14 protein-coding genes are annotated in these 15,842 nt (G+C 39.8%); all 14 read left to right on the forward strand.

The window, feature by feature from the left end:
- The first annotated feature begins 2 nt into the window (after positions 1 to 2).
- The 14 genes from CSD97_RS15635 (at position 3) to CSD97_RS15705 (ending at position 15,807) form a co-directional block, all read left to right on the forward strand.
- Positions 3 to 704, forward strand: coding sequence for a prokaryotic E2 ligase family D protein (locus tag CSD97_RS15635; RefSeq protein WP_034530108.1), 702 nt, complete (start codon positions 3 to 5; stop codon positions 702 to 704).
- On the forward strand, positions 701 to 1,489 hold the full coding sequence (locus CSD97_RS15640; protein WP_005644258.1) for a PRTRC system ThiF family protein: 789 nt from the start codon (positions 701 to 703) through the stop codon (positions 1,487 to 1,489). Before CSD97_RS15635 ends, CSD97_RS15640 begins: the two co-directional genes overlap by 4 nt.
- A gap of 327 nt (positions 1,490 to 1,816) precedes the next feature.
- A complete protein-coding gene (locus tag CSD97_RS15645) occupies positions 1,817 to 3,025 on the forward strand; it encodes a site-specific integrase (protein ID WP_098032667.1) in 1,209 nt (402 codons plus the stop codon).
- 464 nt (positions 3,026 to 3,489) lie between these two features.
- Positions 3,490 to 4,026: a UpxY family transcription antiterminator gene (locus CSD97_RS15650; protein ID WP_098032668.1), complete on the forward strand. Its 537-nt coding sequence runs from the start codon at positions 3,490 to 3,492 to the stop codon at positions 4,024 to 4,026.
- Positions 4,027 to 4,036: 10 nt separating this feature from the next.
- Positions 4,037 to 5,182 carry an MraY family glycosyltransferase gene (locus tag CSD97_RS15655; RefSeq protein ID WP_098032669.1) on the forward strand — a complete coding sequence of 382 codons (1,146 nt, stop codon included), beginning with the start codon at positions 4,037 to 4,039 and terminating at the stop codon, positions 5,180 to 5,182.
- A 12-nt stretch (positions 5,183 to 5,194) separates the two neighbouring features.
- Entirely contained in the window at positions 5,195 to 5,992 is a 798-nt protein-coding gene (locus CSD97_RS15660) for a polysaccharide biosynthesis/export family protein (protein ID WP_008777789.1), read from the forward strand.
- 9 nt (positions 5,993 to 6,001) lie between these two features.
- Positions 6,002 to 8,398, forward strand: coding sequence for a polysaccharide biosynthesis tyrosine autokinase (locus CSD97_RS15665; RefSeq protein WP_098032670.1), 2,397 nt, complete (start codon positions 6,002 to 6,004; stop codon positions 8,396 to 8,398).
- A 2-nt stretch (positions 8,399 to 8,400) separates the two neighbouring features.
- Positions 8,401 to 9,117: a CpsB/CapC family capsule biosynthesis tyrosine phosphatase gene (locus CSD97_RS15670; protein WP_098032671.1), complete on the forward strand. Its 717-nt coding sequence runs from the start codon at positions 8,401 to 8,403 to the stop codon at positions 9,115 to 9,117.
- Between the two features lie 117 nt (positions 9,118 to 9,234).
- On the forward strand, positions 9,235 to 9,774 hold the full coding sequence (locus CSD97_RS15675; protein ID WP_008777786.1) for a hypothetical protein: 540 nt from the start codon (positions 9,235 to 9,237) through the stop codon (positions 9,772 to 9,774).
- A gap of 741 nt (positions 9,775 to 10,515) precedes the next feature.
- Positions 10,516 to 11,010, forward strand: a complete 495-nt coding sequence (locus tag CSD97_RS15685) for a hypothetical protein (protein ID WP_098032672.1) — start codon at positions 10,516 to 10,518, stop codon at positions 11,008 to 11,010.
- A gap of 166 nt (positions 11,011 to 11,176) precedes the next feature.
- On the forward strand, positions 11,177 to 11,947 hold the full coding sequence (locus CSD97_RS15690; protein WP_098032673.1) for a hypothetical protein: 771 nt from the start codon (positions 11,177 to 11,179) through the stop codon (positions 11,945 to 11,947).
- A 22-nt stretch (positions 11,948 to 11,969) separates the two neighbouring features.
- Positions 11,970 to 13,406: a lipopolysaccharide biosynthesis protein gene (locus CSD97_RS15695; RefSeq protein ID WP_098032674.1), complete on the forward strand. Its 1,437-nt coding sequence runs from the start codon at positions 11,970 to 11,972 to the stop codon at positions 13,404 to 13,406.
- Positions 13,407 to 13,408: 2 nt separating this feature from the next.
- The gene (locus tag CSD97_RS15700; RefSeq protein ID WP_008777782.1) at positions 13,409 to 14,740 is read left to right on the forward strand and encodes a hypothetical protein; all 1,332 of its coding nucleotides are present in this window, start codon (positions 13,409 to 13,411) and stop codon (positions 14,738 to 14,740) included.
- 8 nt (positions 14,741 to 14,748) lie between these two features.
- Complete coding sequence (locus tag CSD97_RS15705) at positions 14,749 to 15,807, forward strand: alpha-1,2-fucosyltransferase (protein WP_244284043.1); 1,059 nt, start codon at positions 14,749 to 14,751, stop codon at positions 15,805 to 15,807.
- The last annotated feature ends 35 nt before the right edge of the window (positions 15,808 to 15,842 follow it).

Here is a 15,842-nt window from a genome sequence, read left to right on the forward strand (position 1 = left end):
CTATGATGGAAACAAACGAACTTACAAGGACTTTGAAGAACCTGCTTATCCCCAAGGCGGCACTGATTGCCTACGCCTCGGAGGATAACAAGAACTTTTTTTTGGAGATACGGGACATAGATGATCGGGGAAATATGGCGGAAGGCAGGCCTGTGACCCTGGAATTCATGAACGGGCTTGTAAAGGGATATTCGGAAAGGCATAGCAGCACGCCTTACGGAAAAGTACCGTCCAGCCTGATCTATTGCGATTCACGCAAGGGCCGCGAGCGGTATGTATGGTACAATCCCCCGCATAAGCGGATGATGTTCTTCAGCTCCGACCTCAAAATAGAAAATGCGGAATACAACCTGCCGGGAGTGATTTACGAGGCGGGGGAACATGGGATGAGGATATATGCTTACAAGGATGACATGCCCGGCAAGGATACGATGCTATATGTCGCGCCGTTCTTCAACGTGACCGGCTCCAGCGTATGCCTGGGCTCTGCCAATATAGACTTGCCAAAGGACCTGACATACGAAAGCCTGCTGCAATACTGGGAAAAGAAATTCTGGCTGACGGAGTTTTCGCACTTGGGAGGCAACGGAAATCCGACCCGGTCGAACCTTGTGCTAGTAACGAAAGCGGCCAGGAACAAACCATTCGACCTCAAAGAGTTGAAACCGTTGAACAATATGAAACTTAAAGACATACTGACATGAAAAGAGTACATTATACCGACAGTTACCTGATGAGTCCGCAGCATCCGGTAACGGTAAACCTGATCGGAGCGGGAGGAACCGGGTCGCAGGTACTCACCTGCCTGGCACGTCTTGACACAGCCCTGAGGGGACTCGGACACCCGGGACTGTTCGTTACACTGTATGACCCCGACACCGTGACGGAAGCCAACATCGGTCGCCAGCTTTTCGGACCGTCCGACCTGGGACAGAACAAGGCACAATGCCTCGTCACCCGGATAAACAACTTTTTCGGGAATGACTGGAAGGCGCAAGCGGACATCTATCCGGCAGTATTGAAGGATACCAGACGGGACAACCTGGCCAATATCACGATTACCTGTACCGATAACATCAAGTCACGGATCGACTTGTGGAATCTGTTGAGGGCTTTGCCGCAACCGACATACTGCACTTACGAGACCCCCTTGTACTGGATGGATTTCGGAAACACGCAGACCACGGGGCAAGTCGTGCTGGGTACCGTACCGAAGAAAATCAAACAGCCGGCGTCCAAACTTTATGAAACCGTCAATTCGCTAAAAGTCATCACCCGCATGGTGAAATACGCGAGAGTGAAGGAAACCGATTCCGGCCCGAGTTGTTCGCTGGCTGAAGCGTTGGAAAGACAGGACCTGTTTATTAACTCCACACTGGCACAACTCGGATGCGGCATCCTATGGAAGATGTTCCGAAACGGAGTGATCGAGCATAACGGATTGTACCTGAACCTGGACACGATGAAAGTGAACCCGATAATCATATAGACAGGTCAGCAGTTATAAATTCTTTCGCTTGAATGGAAAGAGTTCAGGAAACAGCCTCTCCATTTTGAGTTTTCCATTTTCTATATGGCAAGATATTCTTTGCATTGGCTCTGACACTCCGTTTCAAGTCTTCACGCAATATACAGAACGCGGTCTTTTACTTTATCATATTATGTCATATTACTCAATACAATGCTTTAGATAAAAATAATTAAAGCGTCTTTTATCAATCAAGAATAGTTTAGCTGGAGATATACATAACAGCTTGAAGTTTTTTGAATTACTTCCTGTTTTTATTCCATATGTTAAACTAATAATTGATTGTTTATGACTAGTGTAAAAGTAAAATTCAGTCCTTCATCCGTTATCCTTAAAGAGGGAACGGTTCATTATCAAATAATTCATCATTGTAAAGTACGGCATATCCGCACCGGTTACAAACTGTTTCCAAGTGAGTGGATTTCTGCTTCCGGTGAAATCAATGTCTCGGCAGGAAGTGGAGAAGGCCGAAAAAGCTATCTTGCCGCATTAAAAAATCAAATTGATAAAGACCTTTTCCGAATAAAGAAATGCATCAACCGATTGAATCAGGAAGACACTCCTTTCACTGTGGACCGTATAATAGAACTTTACACTGCTCCTGAAGGGAATTGCACTTTCCTTTTATATGGAAAAGAACTGCTGGTAGAATTGAGGCAGATAGGTAAGGTACGCACAGCCGGCACCTATCAGAATGCCTTGAACAGTTTTGAGCGGTTTCGGGGACACCGGGGCGATATCCCATTGGATGAACTGGATTCCAATCAGATGATAACCTATGAAAGCTGGCTCAAAGGAACCGGTGTCTGTCCGAATACCAGTTCGTATTATATGCGTAACCTCAGGGCCATTTATAACCGGGCCGTGAGTGAAGGGCTTGTTGTTCAACGAAATCCCTTCAAGCATGTCTATACCGGCATAGACAAAACAAAGAAACGGGCGGTTTCCCTCAGCGTGATTCGAAGAATACGGGATTTGGATCTTAATAAAAAGTCTCTCATTTTTGCCAGGGACATCTTTATGTTCAGTTTTTATACACGTGGAATGTCCTTTGTGGATATGGCATTCCTGAAAAAGAAAGACCTCCAGAATGGAATCCTGACCTATCGGAGAAAAAAAACCGGTCAGCAATTGTTTATCAAATGGGAAAAGCCAATGCAGGAACTTATTGATAAATACAATACCTCTGAAACTTCCTACCTGCTACCAATTATTCAGAACAATGGTGTGGACGAATGGCATCAATACCAAAATGAAGCGCACCGTATCAACAGAAATTTGAAACACATTGGCAAACAAATAGGTTTAGGTATTCCACTTACCACCTATGTTGCGCGCCATGCTTGGGCCAGCATCGCTCAAAGTAAAAATGTTTCTTTGCCTGTTATCAGTGAGGCACTGGGACATGATTCGGAGCAAACCACCCGAATTTATCTTGCCTCTTTAGACACATCTATTGTAGACAAGGCGAATAGTCTCATTTTGATGTCTATATAAATAAATACCGAAAAAGGTACATATCTTCTTAAGAGAAGTACATCTTTTAGTTATAAAGCGATAATAACTTGATAAACAAAGTCATGTTAGAGGATATATGGGGATGATTGTTTTTCATTTTACGCATTATGTTGAAGATTCTTAAAAATAAGTAGTAAAAAAAAAGTTCACTTTATGCCTTGATTTTTAGATTTTTTCGTACTTTTGCAAACGAAATATACTTCTCTTAAGAAGATAAAGTGACTATCGCTACTCTTTCAAGTTCATTATATAGATGTACTTCTCTTAAGAAGAGTAGTATGTTTTAGTATAAGTGAATACTTGCCTTCTAGAATAGCGATGCAAGGGATGATTAAAGGAACAAAAGATTCCTACTTTTGGAAAGTATTATATAACTGCTTGATTATTAGTAAATAGATCGATCAAGCAGGATTGGTAATATTTGCCTAAACTAAAGCATTTCGATGGAAAATACTGAATACGCACAATGGTATGTCATGCGTGATTTGAAACGGTGCAATGCTAAAAAGCCGGCATACAAACAATTGCAAGAAGCGGGTGTAAAGGTATTTGTCCCCTTGAAGTGGCAAATCATTTTGCAAAAGGGTAAAAAGGTACGTGAGAAAGTTCCGGTCATTCAAGATTTGCTCTTTGTTTATGATTCCCGTCGGCATTTGGACTCCATTGTGGAAAGAACCAAAACGCTTCAATACCGTTGGTTGCGGAATACGTTCCGGGAACCTATGACTGTGTCTGATTTGGAAATGGACAGATTCATACAAGCCGTCAGCAGTTCCGATTCACCCAAATATTATTTGCCGGAAGAGATAACCCCTCAGATGTGCGGACGTAAAATTCGGATTATCGGAGGCTCTCTCAATGGATATGAGGGCTGTTTGCTTAAAATACGAGGCAGCAAGATAAAACGCTTGCTTGTCGAATTAAAGGGTTATCTCGCTGTTGCGGTGGAGGTTCTTCCTGAATATATTCAATTTGTCTGATACGATATTTATGACTGTTGTTTCGAATGTAATGGACAATCCCAGTGCCTTTTGGGTTGTCAATTCCTTATTTGTATTCGCCTTGAGCGTATTTTGTGCCGGCGTCTTGATTTCACAAATCTTGTTGATATCATTTCGTAAGCGTCTGTTTGATGTGCCTGATGAACGGAAGATCCATCAGGGGGTAGTACCCCGTTTAGGAGGGATAGCCTTCAAACCGGTTGTCTTTTTCTCGGTGGCACTTGCTTTGGGACTCAATATGTTGTTGGGGTACGGTCAGCTTCTTGGTAATATCGGCAGTGAAAGCCGCCCGTTGGCATTCGGCTTCTGTACCATTATGATGCTTTATCTGGTTGGGATGGCTGATGACCTGATTGGTATCCGTTACCGTGCCAAGTTCGCCATACAGATTATTTGCGGATTACTGGTCATTGCAGGCGGGCTGTGGATCAATAACCTGCACGGTTTGCTGTTTATTCACGCTCTTCCTGAATGGATTGGATACCCCATTACCTTATTCGCCGTGGTATTTATTATCAATGCCATCAATCTGATAGATGGGATAGACGGATTGGCTTCCGGATTGTGTGGAGTAGCTATGCTTTTTTATGGTTTGGTGTTTTTTATAATAGGTGAATACATTTATGCCCTGCTCGCTTTTGCGACACTTGGAGTGCTCGTCCCCTTTTTCTATTATAACGTATTTGGAGATCCTGCCAAAAAGAACAAAATATTCATGGGTGATACCGGCAGCTTGACGATTGGTATGATGACTTGCATTTTAAGTCTGAAACTGCTTGACGGGTTTCCGGTAAATCACTCTATGCAACAGCCTAATGCTTTCTTTTTAGCCTATTCACCGCTTATCATTCCCTGTTTTGATGTGGTACGGGTTTATTTGCACCGTGTGCGAAACGGAAAGAATCCCTTTTTGCCAGATAAGAACCATATCCATCACAAAATGCTTGCTGTTGGCATGAGACAGCGTACAGTTATGATTGCCATTGTACTGGTATCTGTCTGTTTTACACTGTGCAATATTCTGCTTTCACGTTATATAAATGTAACCTTGCTTTTAATACTGGACATCTTTATATGGATCTTGGGTAATCTATGGTTAACCCGTAGAATCCATATAGCTCATTCGAAACTATAGTTTTATATCAATATGAATTTTTGCAAAAATTTAATTGGGGCAATATTACTCCTGTTTTTAGGAGCTTGCTCAACTTCAAAAGAAGTCACTTATTTTCAAGATTTACGTCCGGGCGAAAGCGAATTGGCGCTTACTGCTCCGGTAGAGATTAAGATTCAACCGAAAGACAAATTGTCTATTTTAGTCAACAGCCAGGATTTGCGCCTGACCAACCTGTTTAACTTGCCGATTGTTTCTCAACAGATCGGCATGGAGGGCTCTTCCGGTTCTAATCGTGGTGTGTCCGGTTATACGGTAGATTCCAAAGGGAACATTGACTTTCCCGTATTGGGAGAAATTCACATAGCCGGTATGACCCGTGAAGAGGTGGCTGCCTATATTAAGAAAGAGCTACAGTCGCATGATTTGATTAAAGACCCTGTCGTTACGGTGGAATATATGAATCTCAGCGTAGCCGTAATGGGTGAAGTGAACAATCCCGGCCGTTTTAGTATCGACAAGGATAACCTTACAATCCTGGATGCCTTAAGCCAAGCGGGAGACCTCACTATTTACGGAAAGAGAGAAAAGGTATTAGTATTACGTAAAGAAGAAGGAAAACAGCGGGTTTATGGTGTCAATCTCTGTTCGGCTGAGCATCTTTATACTTCACCTGCCTATTATCTGCAACAGAATGATGTGGTATATGTGGAGCCTAATGCCACCAAAGCCCGTCAGTCTACCGTAAACGGGAACAATGTGCGCAGCACCTCTTTCTGGATTTCCCTGGCTTCTTTATTGACCTCCATCGCTGTACTTATCGCTAAATAAAAAAGAGAAATGGCTACTATTCAGAATAAATCAACAGTACAAAATACGCAGGATTTCATTACCATACAGGATTTGTTTTACCTCTGTCTCGACAAATGGCACTGGTTTGCCATTTCATTGGCCTTATGTTTGGGGGTTGCGACCTTTTATCTGTTGAGAACCCCATCGGTATATGTCAGAACTGCCTCTATTTTGATTAAGGACGATTCCAAAGGGAAATCTTCTTCTACGGATATGGAGTCTTTTTCCGATCTGGGACTGTTTACGACCAACACCAATGTCTATAACGAGATGGGAACTTTGAAGTCTCCCGACATCATGCGTGAAGTGGTGTCTCGATTGCATTTGGAAATGAATTATCAGACAGACGGACGTTTTCATAAACAGACTGTGTATGGAAACCAACTTCCTGTCCAGGTGGTGATTCCTAATCTTTCCGAGAATGAATCCGCAACTTTCGAACTGCATCTGGCAAAGGATGGTGCAGTGGAATTATCCTCTTTTACACGGAATGGAACAGAAATAGAAAATGATGGTTTTGTGAAAGGCAATTTGAATGACAGTATTCAAAGCCCCCTAGGCCCTATTGTCGTTATTCCATCGGCTGCTTATTCAGATAAAACGGTAAGCACAATTTATGTAACCCGCCAGTCTTTGTCTGCGGCATCAGCTGGCTGTTCAGCTCGCTTGAATATATCCCAGAACGATGAGAAGTCCAATATCATCACGTTGTCTTTTCAGGATGTGTCCACCCAACGGGCGGAAGATGTGCTCAATACCCTTATATCCGTTTACAATGAGAACTGGGTAAGGGACAAGAATCAGATAGCGGTCAGTACCTCCATGTTCATCAATGAGCGTTTGGGTGTGATAGAGGGTGAGCTTGGCAATGTGGATGATGATATATCTTCTTTCAAAAGTGAGCATTTGCTGCCGGATGTACAGGCGGCGGCAAATATGTATATGACTCAAGCCAATGAAGCCAATGCCGCAATTCGTGAATTGAACAACCAGGCATATATGGCCCGATACATAAAGAACTATTTGACCAATGAAAACAATAAACATCAGTTACTCCCTGCCAATTCCGGCATTGAAAATGCAAGCCTTGCCACACAACTGAATGAATATAATACCAAGTTATTGGAGCGCAATAGCTTGGTGTCTCACAGTAGTGCCAAGAACCCCTTAGTCAGGGAAATGGACAAGTCGTTGGATGATATGCGAAGCGCTTTGATCACTTCCATTGACAACCAAATGGTAGCTTTGCGTGCACAAATCAGAAGTTTGGAGGCCATTGGGGGACAGGCAACTTCGCAGATTGCCTCCAACCCGAAGCAGTCCAAATACCTGCTTAGCGTGGAACGCCAACAAAAGGTGAAGGAGTCACTTTACCTATATCTGTTACAAAAACGTGAGGAGAACGAGCTTTCTCAGGCATTTACGGCCTACAATACCCGTATTATAACAAAACCTGGAGGAAGCATGATTCCTACCGCTCCCGTAAAGAAGAACATTTTCCTGGTGGCTTTTGCCTTGGGTATATTGATACCGGTAGTCATCATCTTCATTCGTGAGAACATGAATACCCGTGTTCGTGGAAGAAAGGACTTGGATGGCCTAAGTGTTCCCTTTATCGGAGAGATTCCTTTGTCTATACGTGGTAAGAAAAGAGTAAAATCATATGAGGCACATACCATTGTGGTTAAAGAAGGAAGCCGTGATATTATGAATGAGGCTTTTCGTGTCTTGCGTACCAATCTGGAATTCATGATTGGCAAAGATCAATCCTCCAATGTGATTGTAGTTACCTCGTTCAATCCGGGCAGTGGAAAATCGTTCTTGACCATGAACATAGCCATAAGTCTTGCCATCAAAAATAAAAAAGTATTGGTTATTGACGGCGACCTTCGCCATGCCTCTGCTTCAGCTTATATCCATTCGCCCAAAATTGGTTTGAGTAATTATTTAGGAGGACATATCGACAAAATTTCGGATATTATTGTTACGAACGAGCAGCACCCTTCATTCAGTTTCATCCCCGTCGGCACTATCCCCCCCAACCCGACCGAACTGTTGTTCGATGACCGTCTACAGAAAGCAATCCATACCTTAAAGCAGCAATATGATGTTGTATTGATAGACTGCCCGCCAGTTGAATTGGTGGCCGATACGCAAATCATAGAGAAACTGGCCGACCGTACCGTTTTTGTGGTACGTGCAGGCTTGCTGGAACGCAGCATGCTTCCGGAGTTGGAAAACATCTATCGAGAAAAGAAATACAAGAATATGTCTGTAATCCTCAATGGGACGGAAGGCTCTGGCGGACGTTATGGTTATCGTTACGGCTATCAGTATGGTTATGGAAGCGGTTCTTATTATGGAAACAATGACAGGTCCAAGTAATCATGTGGTTGTTTCATAAAACAACAGTCCTTTCTCGAAGTGGCTTACTCAAAGGTATGGTGGATTGCCATAGTCACCTGCTTCCCGGAGTAGACGACGGTGTACAATCTATGGAAGAGTCTCTGCAAATTTTGCGGGAAATGGAGCAACAAGGGATTCGTAGAGTATGGCTCACACCCCACATCATGGAAGACATCCCCAACGAGACCCTTGCGCTGCAGCGTAAGTTCCGGGAACTGTTGCAGCAGTACCGTGGCGCGGTGGAGCTGAAGCTTGCTGCGGAATATATGCTTGATAATCTTTTTGAAGAGCGATTGGAGAAAGAGGATTTGCTTCTTTTGGAAGAAGGAAAACGTTTTTTGTTGGTGGAGACCTCCTACTTCAACCCTCCGATGGATTTTTTGTCCGTTCTGCAACGCATTCAAAAGAAAGGTTATTATCCTTTGCTGGCACATCCGGAACGGTATGAATATATGCAGAAGGAAGACTATAATACTTTGAAAGAGGAACATATTTCGTTTCAGTTGAATCTGCCATCGCTGGCGGGTATGTACGGAAAGCGTGTGCAAGGGAAAGCGGAATGGATATTGAGAAATGGGATGTATGATAGAATGGGATGCGACACACATTCTTGTCATCGTTATCAGCAAATGCTTTTCTCTTCAATAAAACATAACCAGACAAAGCTCTTGGACGGGGTGAATGCTAATACATTATAATTCATGAAAAGAATTCCTAATTATATCGATTCCCATGATTTACCCAGTTTCAAGAAGATTCTCGGCGATGGTTCGGACTATGGCACTGTGGGAAGATAATTTTTTATGTAGAAGATTATGATAAATCAAGAAACTAAAACACGCATACAAAAATACTTTGACGAAGCGTGTAAGGAACTTCATATTGACAGTTCTTTGTACACCTTACGTTTTTGCATAGATGACGGCAGATTCCCTTCTGCATTTAACTCTGCAGAATGGGGTGGAAACACCTTGTATATTAATGAAGAATGGGTAGAACTATGCTTGCGAAGTGATTGCGAGTTTGATTTGAGATACATCCTCAGCCATGAAGCTCGTCATCTTTACCAACATCAAGTGATAGCAGATTTCAAGCAAAGAGGAAAATCAAGCGAACTTCCTGCTGTCATCAATCAATGGGAATATGAATTTCTGCACTATATCAGAAACGAGGGCGATGAAGATAGTATGGACAAGAATACAAACCAACAGGTTGAAATAGACGCTAATGCCTTTGCCAATTGTATGCTTATCAAAAATGGTTTGGGGGCAAGAATCAAATCTGGTCAAGAAAAAATCATGGAAAAGGCTATCAAGGCATTGGCGAAAAAGATGTGGAATATTAAAATTGCTTGATGCATACGTATGCTTCAAAATTAGTAGATAATATCACTAGTGTCTCTTAAAAAAATGCAAAACATCTCAATATGGCTCATTATGATGTAAAATCCAATTCCAACTGACCGTCATTTTTATAAAGAATGTCGTATTCAGCATAGCTAAATAAATCCTTGATATTGTCTTTCACAAGTATAGAACTACCAAGGTCCTCATTACTTCATAAATGTCCCTATTGAGTTTTAATACACTCTCAATAATGGCTACCAAACAATAAATAATGATAGCCACATATATTTGTATTCTGACTGTATTCTCAGAGTTTCCCCAAAAGGATTTTACTCGAAGATGCTGCTATCCAACTGGGTATGGACTTTGATACCAGACTTTGTGCTCCTGAATCGGGTTCAATTATCCAATGACAGGCACAAGTCTATTGCTGTTGAATCAAAAGCATAAAAAGTTCCGTTCAAATCGAACTCCTTGTCAATTCGCTTTTGTTGAGCCATGTTTACCATGTGATAGGCAAAAGCTTCAAAAAGAAGATAATCTCTTAGCATATCGCTCAAAATAGCGTTTTAGAAGGAATGAAGTCATTTGATTGAAAACATATTTCTTAATATTCATAGCTATTGCAATTTGGCTCAGTCCCTAAGATAGCTGATTCAAATGTGCGACAAGCATTTTTTGAAAATAAATATTGTAATTCAAATAATTAACGTATCTCTTTACAATTATTAAGAGACACTAGTGATTCTCATGAATATTTTTGAAATAGAAAGAAGTAAAAGAGACGCCGACTTTATAAAGCAGAATGGGGAACTGGAGTTGGAAGTTGCAGCCGACATTATCGAGACATACAAAGATGTCCCGTATGTTGGTTCTCTCCTTAAATTTGGGAAGGTTTTTATCAACGTCAAAGACTGGTGTTTTACGAAGAAACTGGCCAAATTTCTCATAGTGTCAGAAGACATTGACGATAAAATCAAGAATCAGTTCTATTCTAGCCTGAGTCAAGAAAATTATAAACACATCTCTGCATATTTGATTCACCTGCTTAGCACAGAAGAAAACAAGGCGATGATTATGGGCAGCATCTACAAGGCAAGATTAATGAATAGAATCAATAATAACGAGATGCTCAGGCTCTGTTCTGTCGTAGCCAGAGCATTCTTGCCTGACCTCAAAAGTCTTCCTGACTACTTGGAGGAGAATACAAACATTTCTATAGAAGCCCAATCAATCATTCATTAATCTTGGGCTTATAGATAATTTTCTCGGCGGTGAATGGACTAATCATAAAAGTTGCTGCTTGAATGGTACTGGAAAACTTTTCCATGACATATTGAGCGAGTCTGGTTGGCTGTAAAATAACTAATGTAAAAAAATAAGTAGATTAATTTTAACTTCCATATTGGTTATGATTGAAAAAATTCTGTCAATTCTTTTGGATGAAGACAAGGCTAAAGGAATCCATTATCTTTTTAGATACAGAAAGCATGTTGATTTCCTGAAAACAATATATACTAATTTTAAGTATTTCCCTATTTCTGATGCTTTAAAATTTCCTATTGTGATTGGCAAGAACACGGATATTAAACTGGGGTCAATAAAGTTTAACTGCCCTATAAAACCTTCTCTTGTCCGATTGGGAACACAGCCTATCCCTGTAATTGAGGATGGATTTTCAAGATTAGTTGTCAAAAATAGCGGAACAATCGAAATAGGTGGTCTTTTTATATGCCAAACGGGGGTAAAAATATTAATTAGAGAAGGTGCTGTTTTTTCGGTAGCTGATAAAGTGAAATTTGGCCATCTAAGTAAAGTCGTATGTTACAAGAAAATATCCATAGGAAATGATTTTAGAATGTCTTGGGAGTGCCAGATATTTGACACCGATTTTCATTTTGTCTATAATACAGAAAAAAACAAGTATTATCCCCGGTTAAAACCTGTTATTATCGGAAACGATGTATTTGTGGGTAATCGTTCTACAATCGGTAAAGGAACGATCTTACCAAATGGTTCGATTGTGTCATGTAACTCAAATGTTTCAGGTGACTTTTCTATAAATGGTGATAACATTCTCATTAAAGGGAATCCTGCTGTGTTCGTGAAAAACAATTTAATAATGGGTAATAGCTTTTATCCGGAAAAGGAAGAAATAGTCGCTCAAATGTTAAACGAATAATGATTCAAATAATCCATTCACAATGAGCAGCATCAAGAAAGATCTAGCCAAAAATACTATTTGGAATAGTGTAGAGCGCTTCTCTAATATGGGTATTCAACTATTGTGTACCTTTATTTTGGCAAGATATCTCACACCTTCTGACTATGGTATAATTGGTATGCTTGCAGTATTTAATGCCGTTGCAAATAGCTTTATAGATTCAGGCTTTGGTCTTTCTCTAATCAGAGAAAAAATGGTATCTCGAGAGGATTATTCTACAATACTTTATTTTAATGTTGTATTGTCTATGGTTTTTTACATAGCACTATACTTATGTTCGGGGTTAATCGCGGATTTTTATAATCAACCAATCCTTGTTGATCTGAGTAAGGTAGTGTTCCTAATGTTACCGTTTCAGGCTGTAGGACTTGTTCAGAATACTATATTGCAAAAAGAGCTAAAATTCAAAAAACTATGTATTATCTCTATATCATCATCTATAATTTCTGCAATTGTTGCTATTATTTTTGCATATATTTATGAGAATGTGTGGGCTTTAGCAATCCAAATGGTATTGAGTCAGTTCCTGCGATCGTTGTTTCTGTGGATATCAACAGATTTTGTACCTATATTAAAATTCTCAAAGGTCAGTTTTGCTAAATATTTTGCTTTTTCTAAGGATATTCTTATCTCTGGACTTATAGGAAATATTATTGGTAATATACAGTCCATTTTAATAGGGAAATATTATTCTGCTTCAGATTTAGGGTTTTACTCTCAAGCTGACAGAATAAAAACCATAGCCTCTACATCAACTACAGGGGTTATACAAAATGTAACATATCCAACATTAGCAAAAGTCTACAATGATGGAGGAGATTTAAAAGGAGCATATAAAAAAGTAATAATGATAACAATCCTTTTTGTCGGTTCTGTAATGTCGCTATTAATGGGTATATCCTCAGATTTGTTTGGAATATTGATGGGTTCTCAATGGCGTGAGGCCGGCGTGTATTTTTTGTTGTTAGGTATAAGTGGATTGCTCTTTCCACTGCATAGTGTTAATCAAAATATTTTACTTGTAAAAGGAGAGTCAAAAAAAATACTTTATCTGGAAATCAGCAGGAGATGCATTATGTTGATTATCGTATTCATTACAATACATTTCAACGTCTATCTATTTGCCGCAGGTTTATCTATATATTCTTTTCTACTTCTTTTCCTCAACCTTTCGGTATGTGGAAAGCCCATCGGTTATGGTATATGGAGTCAGTTAAGGGATGTTTCTCCTACTTTATTGAAACAGATTTTTGTAACTCTGCTTTGCCTTGTCGTTTCAAATTTTATGGAGGATATAAATATCTATTTTAGAGTAGTCGTTACATTGCTTTTGGGCTGTTCGCTTCTATTATTACTTTTTGTGAGAGACCCTTATTTTAAAATGGGTATAAAGCTGCTTCCAATAAAACGTAAGTAATTATGCTGGGATTGGTTGTATTATTAATTGCGCTCCTTCTGCATTTTACCGGTTATAGAAGATATAGCCTATTGCTGTTTGTATTCATGGCTTTGCGTTACATGAAAATTGTACCAATGGCAGTTATGGCCGTAAATGGTATTGATTTAGCTATTGTCTATATGATAATAGTAACTGTAAGTCAACGTATCCAAACGCTTGCTTTTACAGAAGATTCTAAATTGTTATTCTGTATCAGCCGACTCTCCCTTTTCCTAATTATATCTTTTGCAGTGGGAATGATATATTATGGTCTTACTCCTTTTCAATCCTTTATGGGATGCCGCCAATTGTGGCTGTTTCCGGCATATTTTTTTCTAAGAGACGTACCAAAAGATGATATCATTTGGCTTTTTAAGGCATTATATTATATTACTCTTATTCATGCATTGTTATACATAATACAGTGTTCAACAGGTTTGCCTGTATTAGGAGTGGCAACACCGGAGTATGATCGAATCACTCATACGCTTAGATATAACAATCATCCTGTTTACATGACCTTGTTTTTCTATCTGTCTTTATTATTTCCCAACTACATAGGAAAACAAATCTCCAAGTTTTCAGCAATAGTATTTGCTGCCGCAGTCTTTATTACAATGACAAGAACCATTATGGTGTTTGTTGTCTTATTTACATTTCTTGGAATATTTTTAAGTGGTAAAAAATCTACAATACTAAAGTTTTCAATAATTGGTGCTATTCTTTTTATCCCATTGTCAGATGCATTGCTATCAAGATTTGGTGAAAAAGCTGGTACAAAAGGTGATATTTTTGCATTTATTCATGGGCGGTTTATAGATTATGCACACACGGGTAAAGCGCATGATGATGTTGGGACATTAACATATCGTTTTGCTTGGGTTTATGAGAGGGCAGAATATATGTTGACAAACGGTATTGTTGAATCGGTTTTTGGATTGGGTTTCCTGCCTCCATCAGAACCGGAAGTCGCAAAACGGCTATATAATTTCAAAATAGGTCTTGTTGACCAGAACAAGATTATTAGTCCAACATTTACGCCGGACATAGGATATGGTAATATCATTGCGCAATATGGTTTTCTGGGTGCATTCTTTTTTATCTCTCTTTGGGTTAGGCTCGTAAAAATTCATTTTGAAAATAGAGAATATCACCCAATCACATTTTGCATGTATTTATATCTATTGACTCTATTCGCATTGAGTATCTCTGGACCAGGAATATCATATCAAGATATGCTTATACTACCATTTTTATCCTCTAATTTGGCACTAATGCCATCGACAAATGAAAAATCTATCAAAAATTATTAGTAGCAGCTATGATAATAATCCACATAGAATCTGGTCTGGGCAACCAGATGCTTTCCTATTGTGAATATCTTTCACTGAAATATGCCAATCCGAATCAGGAGTTTTTTATAGAAACGATAGTTTTTGAAATTCCTGAGTGTAACGAGGTCATTTGCCAATGGAACGGTTATGAACTTGAGAAGATTTTTGGTATCAAAGAACCAAAGAACATCAAGTCTCTCTTTTCGGACGACGAGTGGACTCAGATAATATCAGAAATTCGTGCAACAAAATTCTGGATTCACAACTGGAATTATCCCGTTGTATTCACGGAGGTTCTGAATCGTCATGGTCTTCAACTTGAAAATGTTCGTGGCGACTTTGATCCTAACCATAATATTATTACAGGTACGGAAGACCAGCATAAAACGTGGAAGGACAGACTCAGAGAGTCATATATTGGAAATACAGTAAAGCGCGTACTTCAGTCTCTCAACGAAGAGAAATACGCTTATGCAAACGATTCTCGTGACAAACTGTTCTGTCATACAGATAGCGATATTTTCACTGGCCAGTGGTTAAAATTTAGCAATCGTGGAAATGATATCCATTTGATTGAGGCTCAGATACGAGAGTCATTCAGGTTTCCCGAGATAGTAGATGAACAGAACCTACAGATGGTTGAATACCTCAAAACCGTCAATTCTGTAGCTATTCATGCTCGTAGAGGTGATGCACTTGGCGGGCTTGCATGGTGTTATAAGTATGGTTATTTCAAGCGTGCTGTAAAATACATCCGAAAGCATGTAGATAATCCGGAATTTGTATTCTTCACCAATCTAGGTAGCGTGGAATGGTGCAGAGATAACGCTAAGTTATTCGGCCTTGACATACGTAAGGACACCATCAAGTTTGTTGACTGGAATAAGGGCGAAGACAGTTTCCGTGATATGCAGCTTATGGCCATGTGCAAGCATAATATTATAGTTCCAAGTTCTTTTGGGTGGTGGGGTACTTTCTTCAACACCAATCCAAATAAGATCACTATTTCTCCTTCTATTACAATTAACACCACAAATCATTGTTAAGATATGGCTGATTCTCGCTTCGTGAAATTGTTATC

This window comes from Bacteroides sp. AR29, assembly GCF_900217715.1.
Taxonomy (GTDB): domain Bacteria; phylum Bacteroidota; class Bacteroidia; order Bacteroidales; family Bacteroidaceae; genus Bacteroides; species Bacteroides uniformis.

What these genes read in the sequence shown, in the direction of transcription:
- CSD97_RS15635 (WP_034530108.1), top strand. Translation starts at nt 3, where the DNA reads ATGATGGAAACAAACGAACTTACAAGGACTTTGAAGAACCTGCTTATC.
- CSD97_RS15640 (WP_005644258.1), top strand. Translation starts at nt 701, where the DNA reads ATGAAAAGAGTACATTATACCGACAGTTACCTGATGAGTCCGCAGCAT.
- CSD97_RS15645 (WP_098032667.1), top strand. Translation starts at nt 1,817, where the DNA reads ATGACTAGTGTAAAAGTAAAATTCAGTCCTTCATCCGTTATCCTTAAA.
- CSD97_RS15650 (WP_098032668.1), top strand. Translation starts at nt 3,490, where the DNA reads ATGGAAAATACTGAATACGCACAATGGTATGTCATGCGTGATTTGAAA.
- CSD97_RS15655 (WP_098032669.1), top strand. Translation starts at nt 4,037, where the DNA reads ATGACTGTTGTTTCGAATGTAATGGACAATCCCAGTGCCTTTTGGGTT.
- CSD97_RS15660 (WP_008777789.1), top strand. Translation starts at nt 5,195, where the DNA reads ATGAATTTTTGCAAAAATTTAATTGGGGCAATATTACTCCTGTTTTTA.
- CSD97_RS15665 (WP_098032670.1), top strand. Translation starts at nt 6,002, where the DNA reads ATGGCTACTATTCAGAATAAATCAACAGTACAAAATACGCAGGATTTC.
- CSD97_RS15670 (WP_098032671.1), top strand. Translation starts at nt 8,401, where the DNA reads ATGTGGTTGTTTCATAAAACAACAGTCCTTTCTCGAAGTGGCTTACTC.
- CSD97_RS15675 (WP_008777786.1), top strand. Translation starts at nt 9,235, where the DNA reads ATGATAAATCAAGAAACTAAAACACGCATACAAAAATACTTTGACGAA.
- CSD97_RS15685 (WP_098032672.1), top strand. Translation starts at nt 10,516, where the DNA reads ATGAATATTTTTGAAATAGAAAGAAGTAAAAGAGACGCCGACTTTATA.
- CSD97_RS15690 (WP_098032673.1), top strand. Translation starts at nt 11,177, where the DNA reads ATGATTGAAAAAATTCTGTCAATTCTTTTGGATGAAGACAAGGCTAAA.
- CSD97_RS15695 (WP_098032674.1), top strand. Translation starts at nt 11,970, where the DNA reads ATGAGCAGCATCAAGAAAGATCTAGCCAAAAATACTATTTGGAATAGT.
- CSD97_RS15700 (WP_008777782.1), top strand. Translation starts at nt 13,409, where the DNA reads ATGCTGGGATTGGTTGTATTATTAATTGCGCTCCTTCTGCATTTTACC.
- CSD97_RS15705 (WP_244284043.1), top strand. Translation starts at nt 14,749, where the DNA reads ATGATAATAATCCACATAGAATCTGGTCTGGGCAACCAGATGCTTTCC.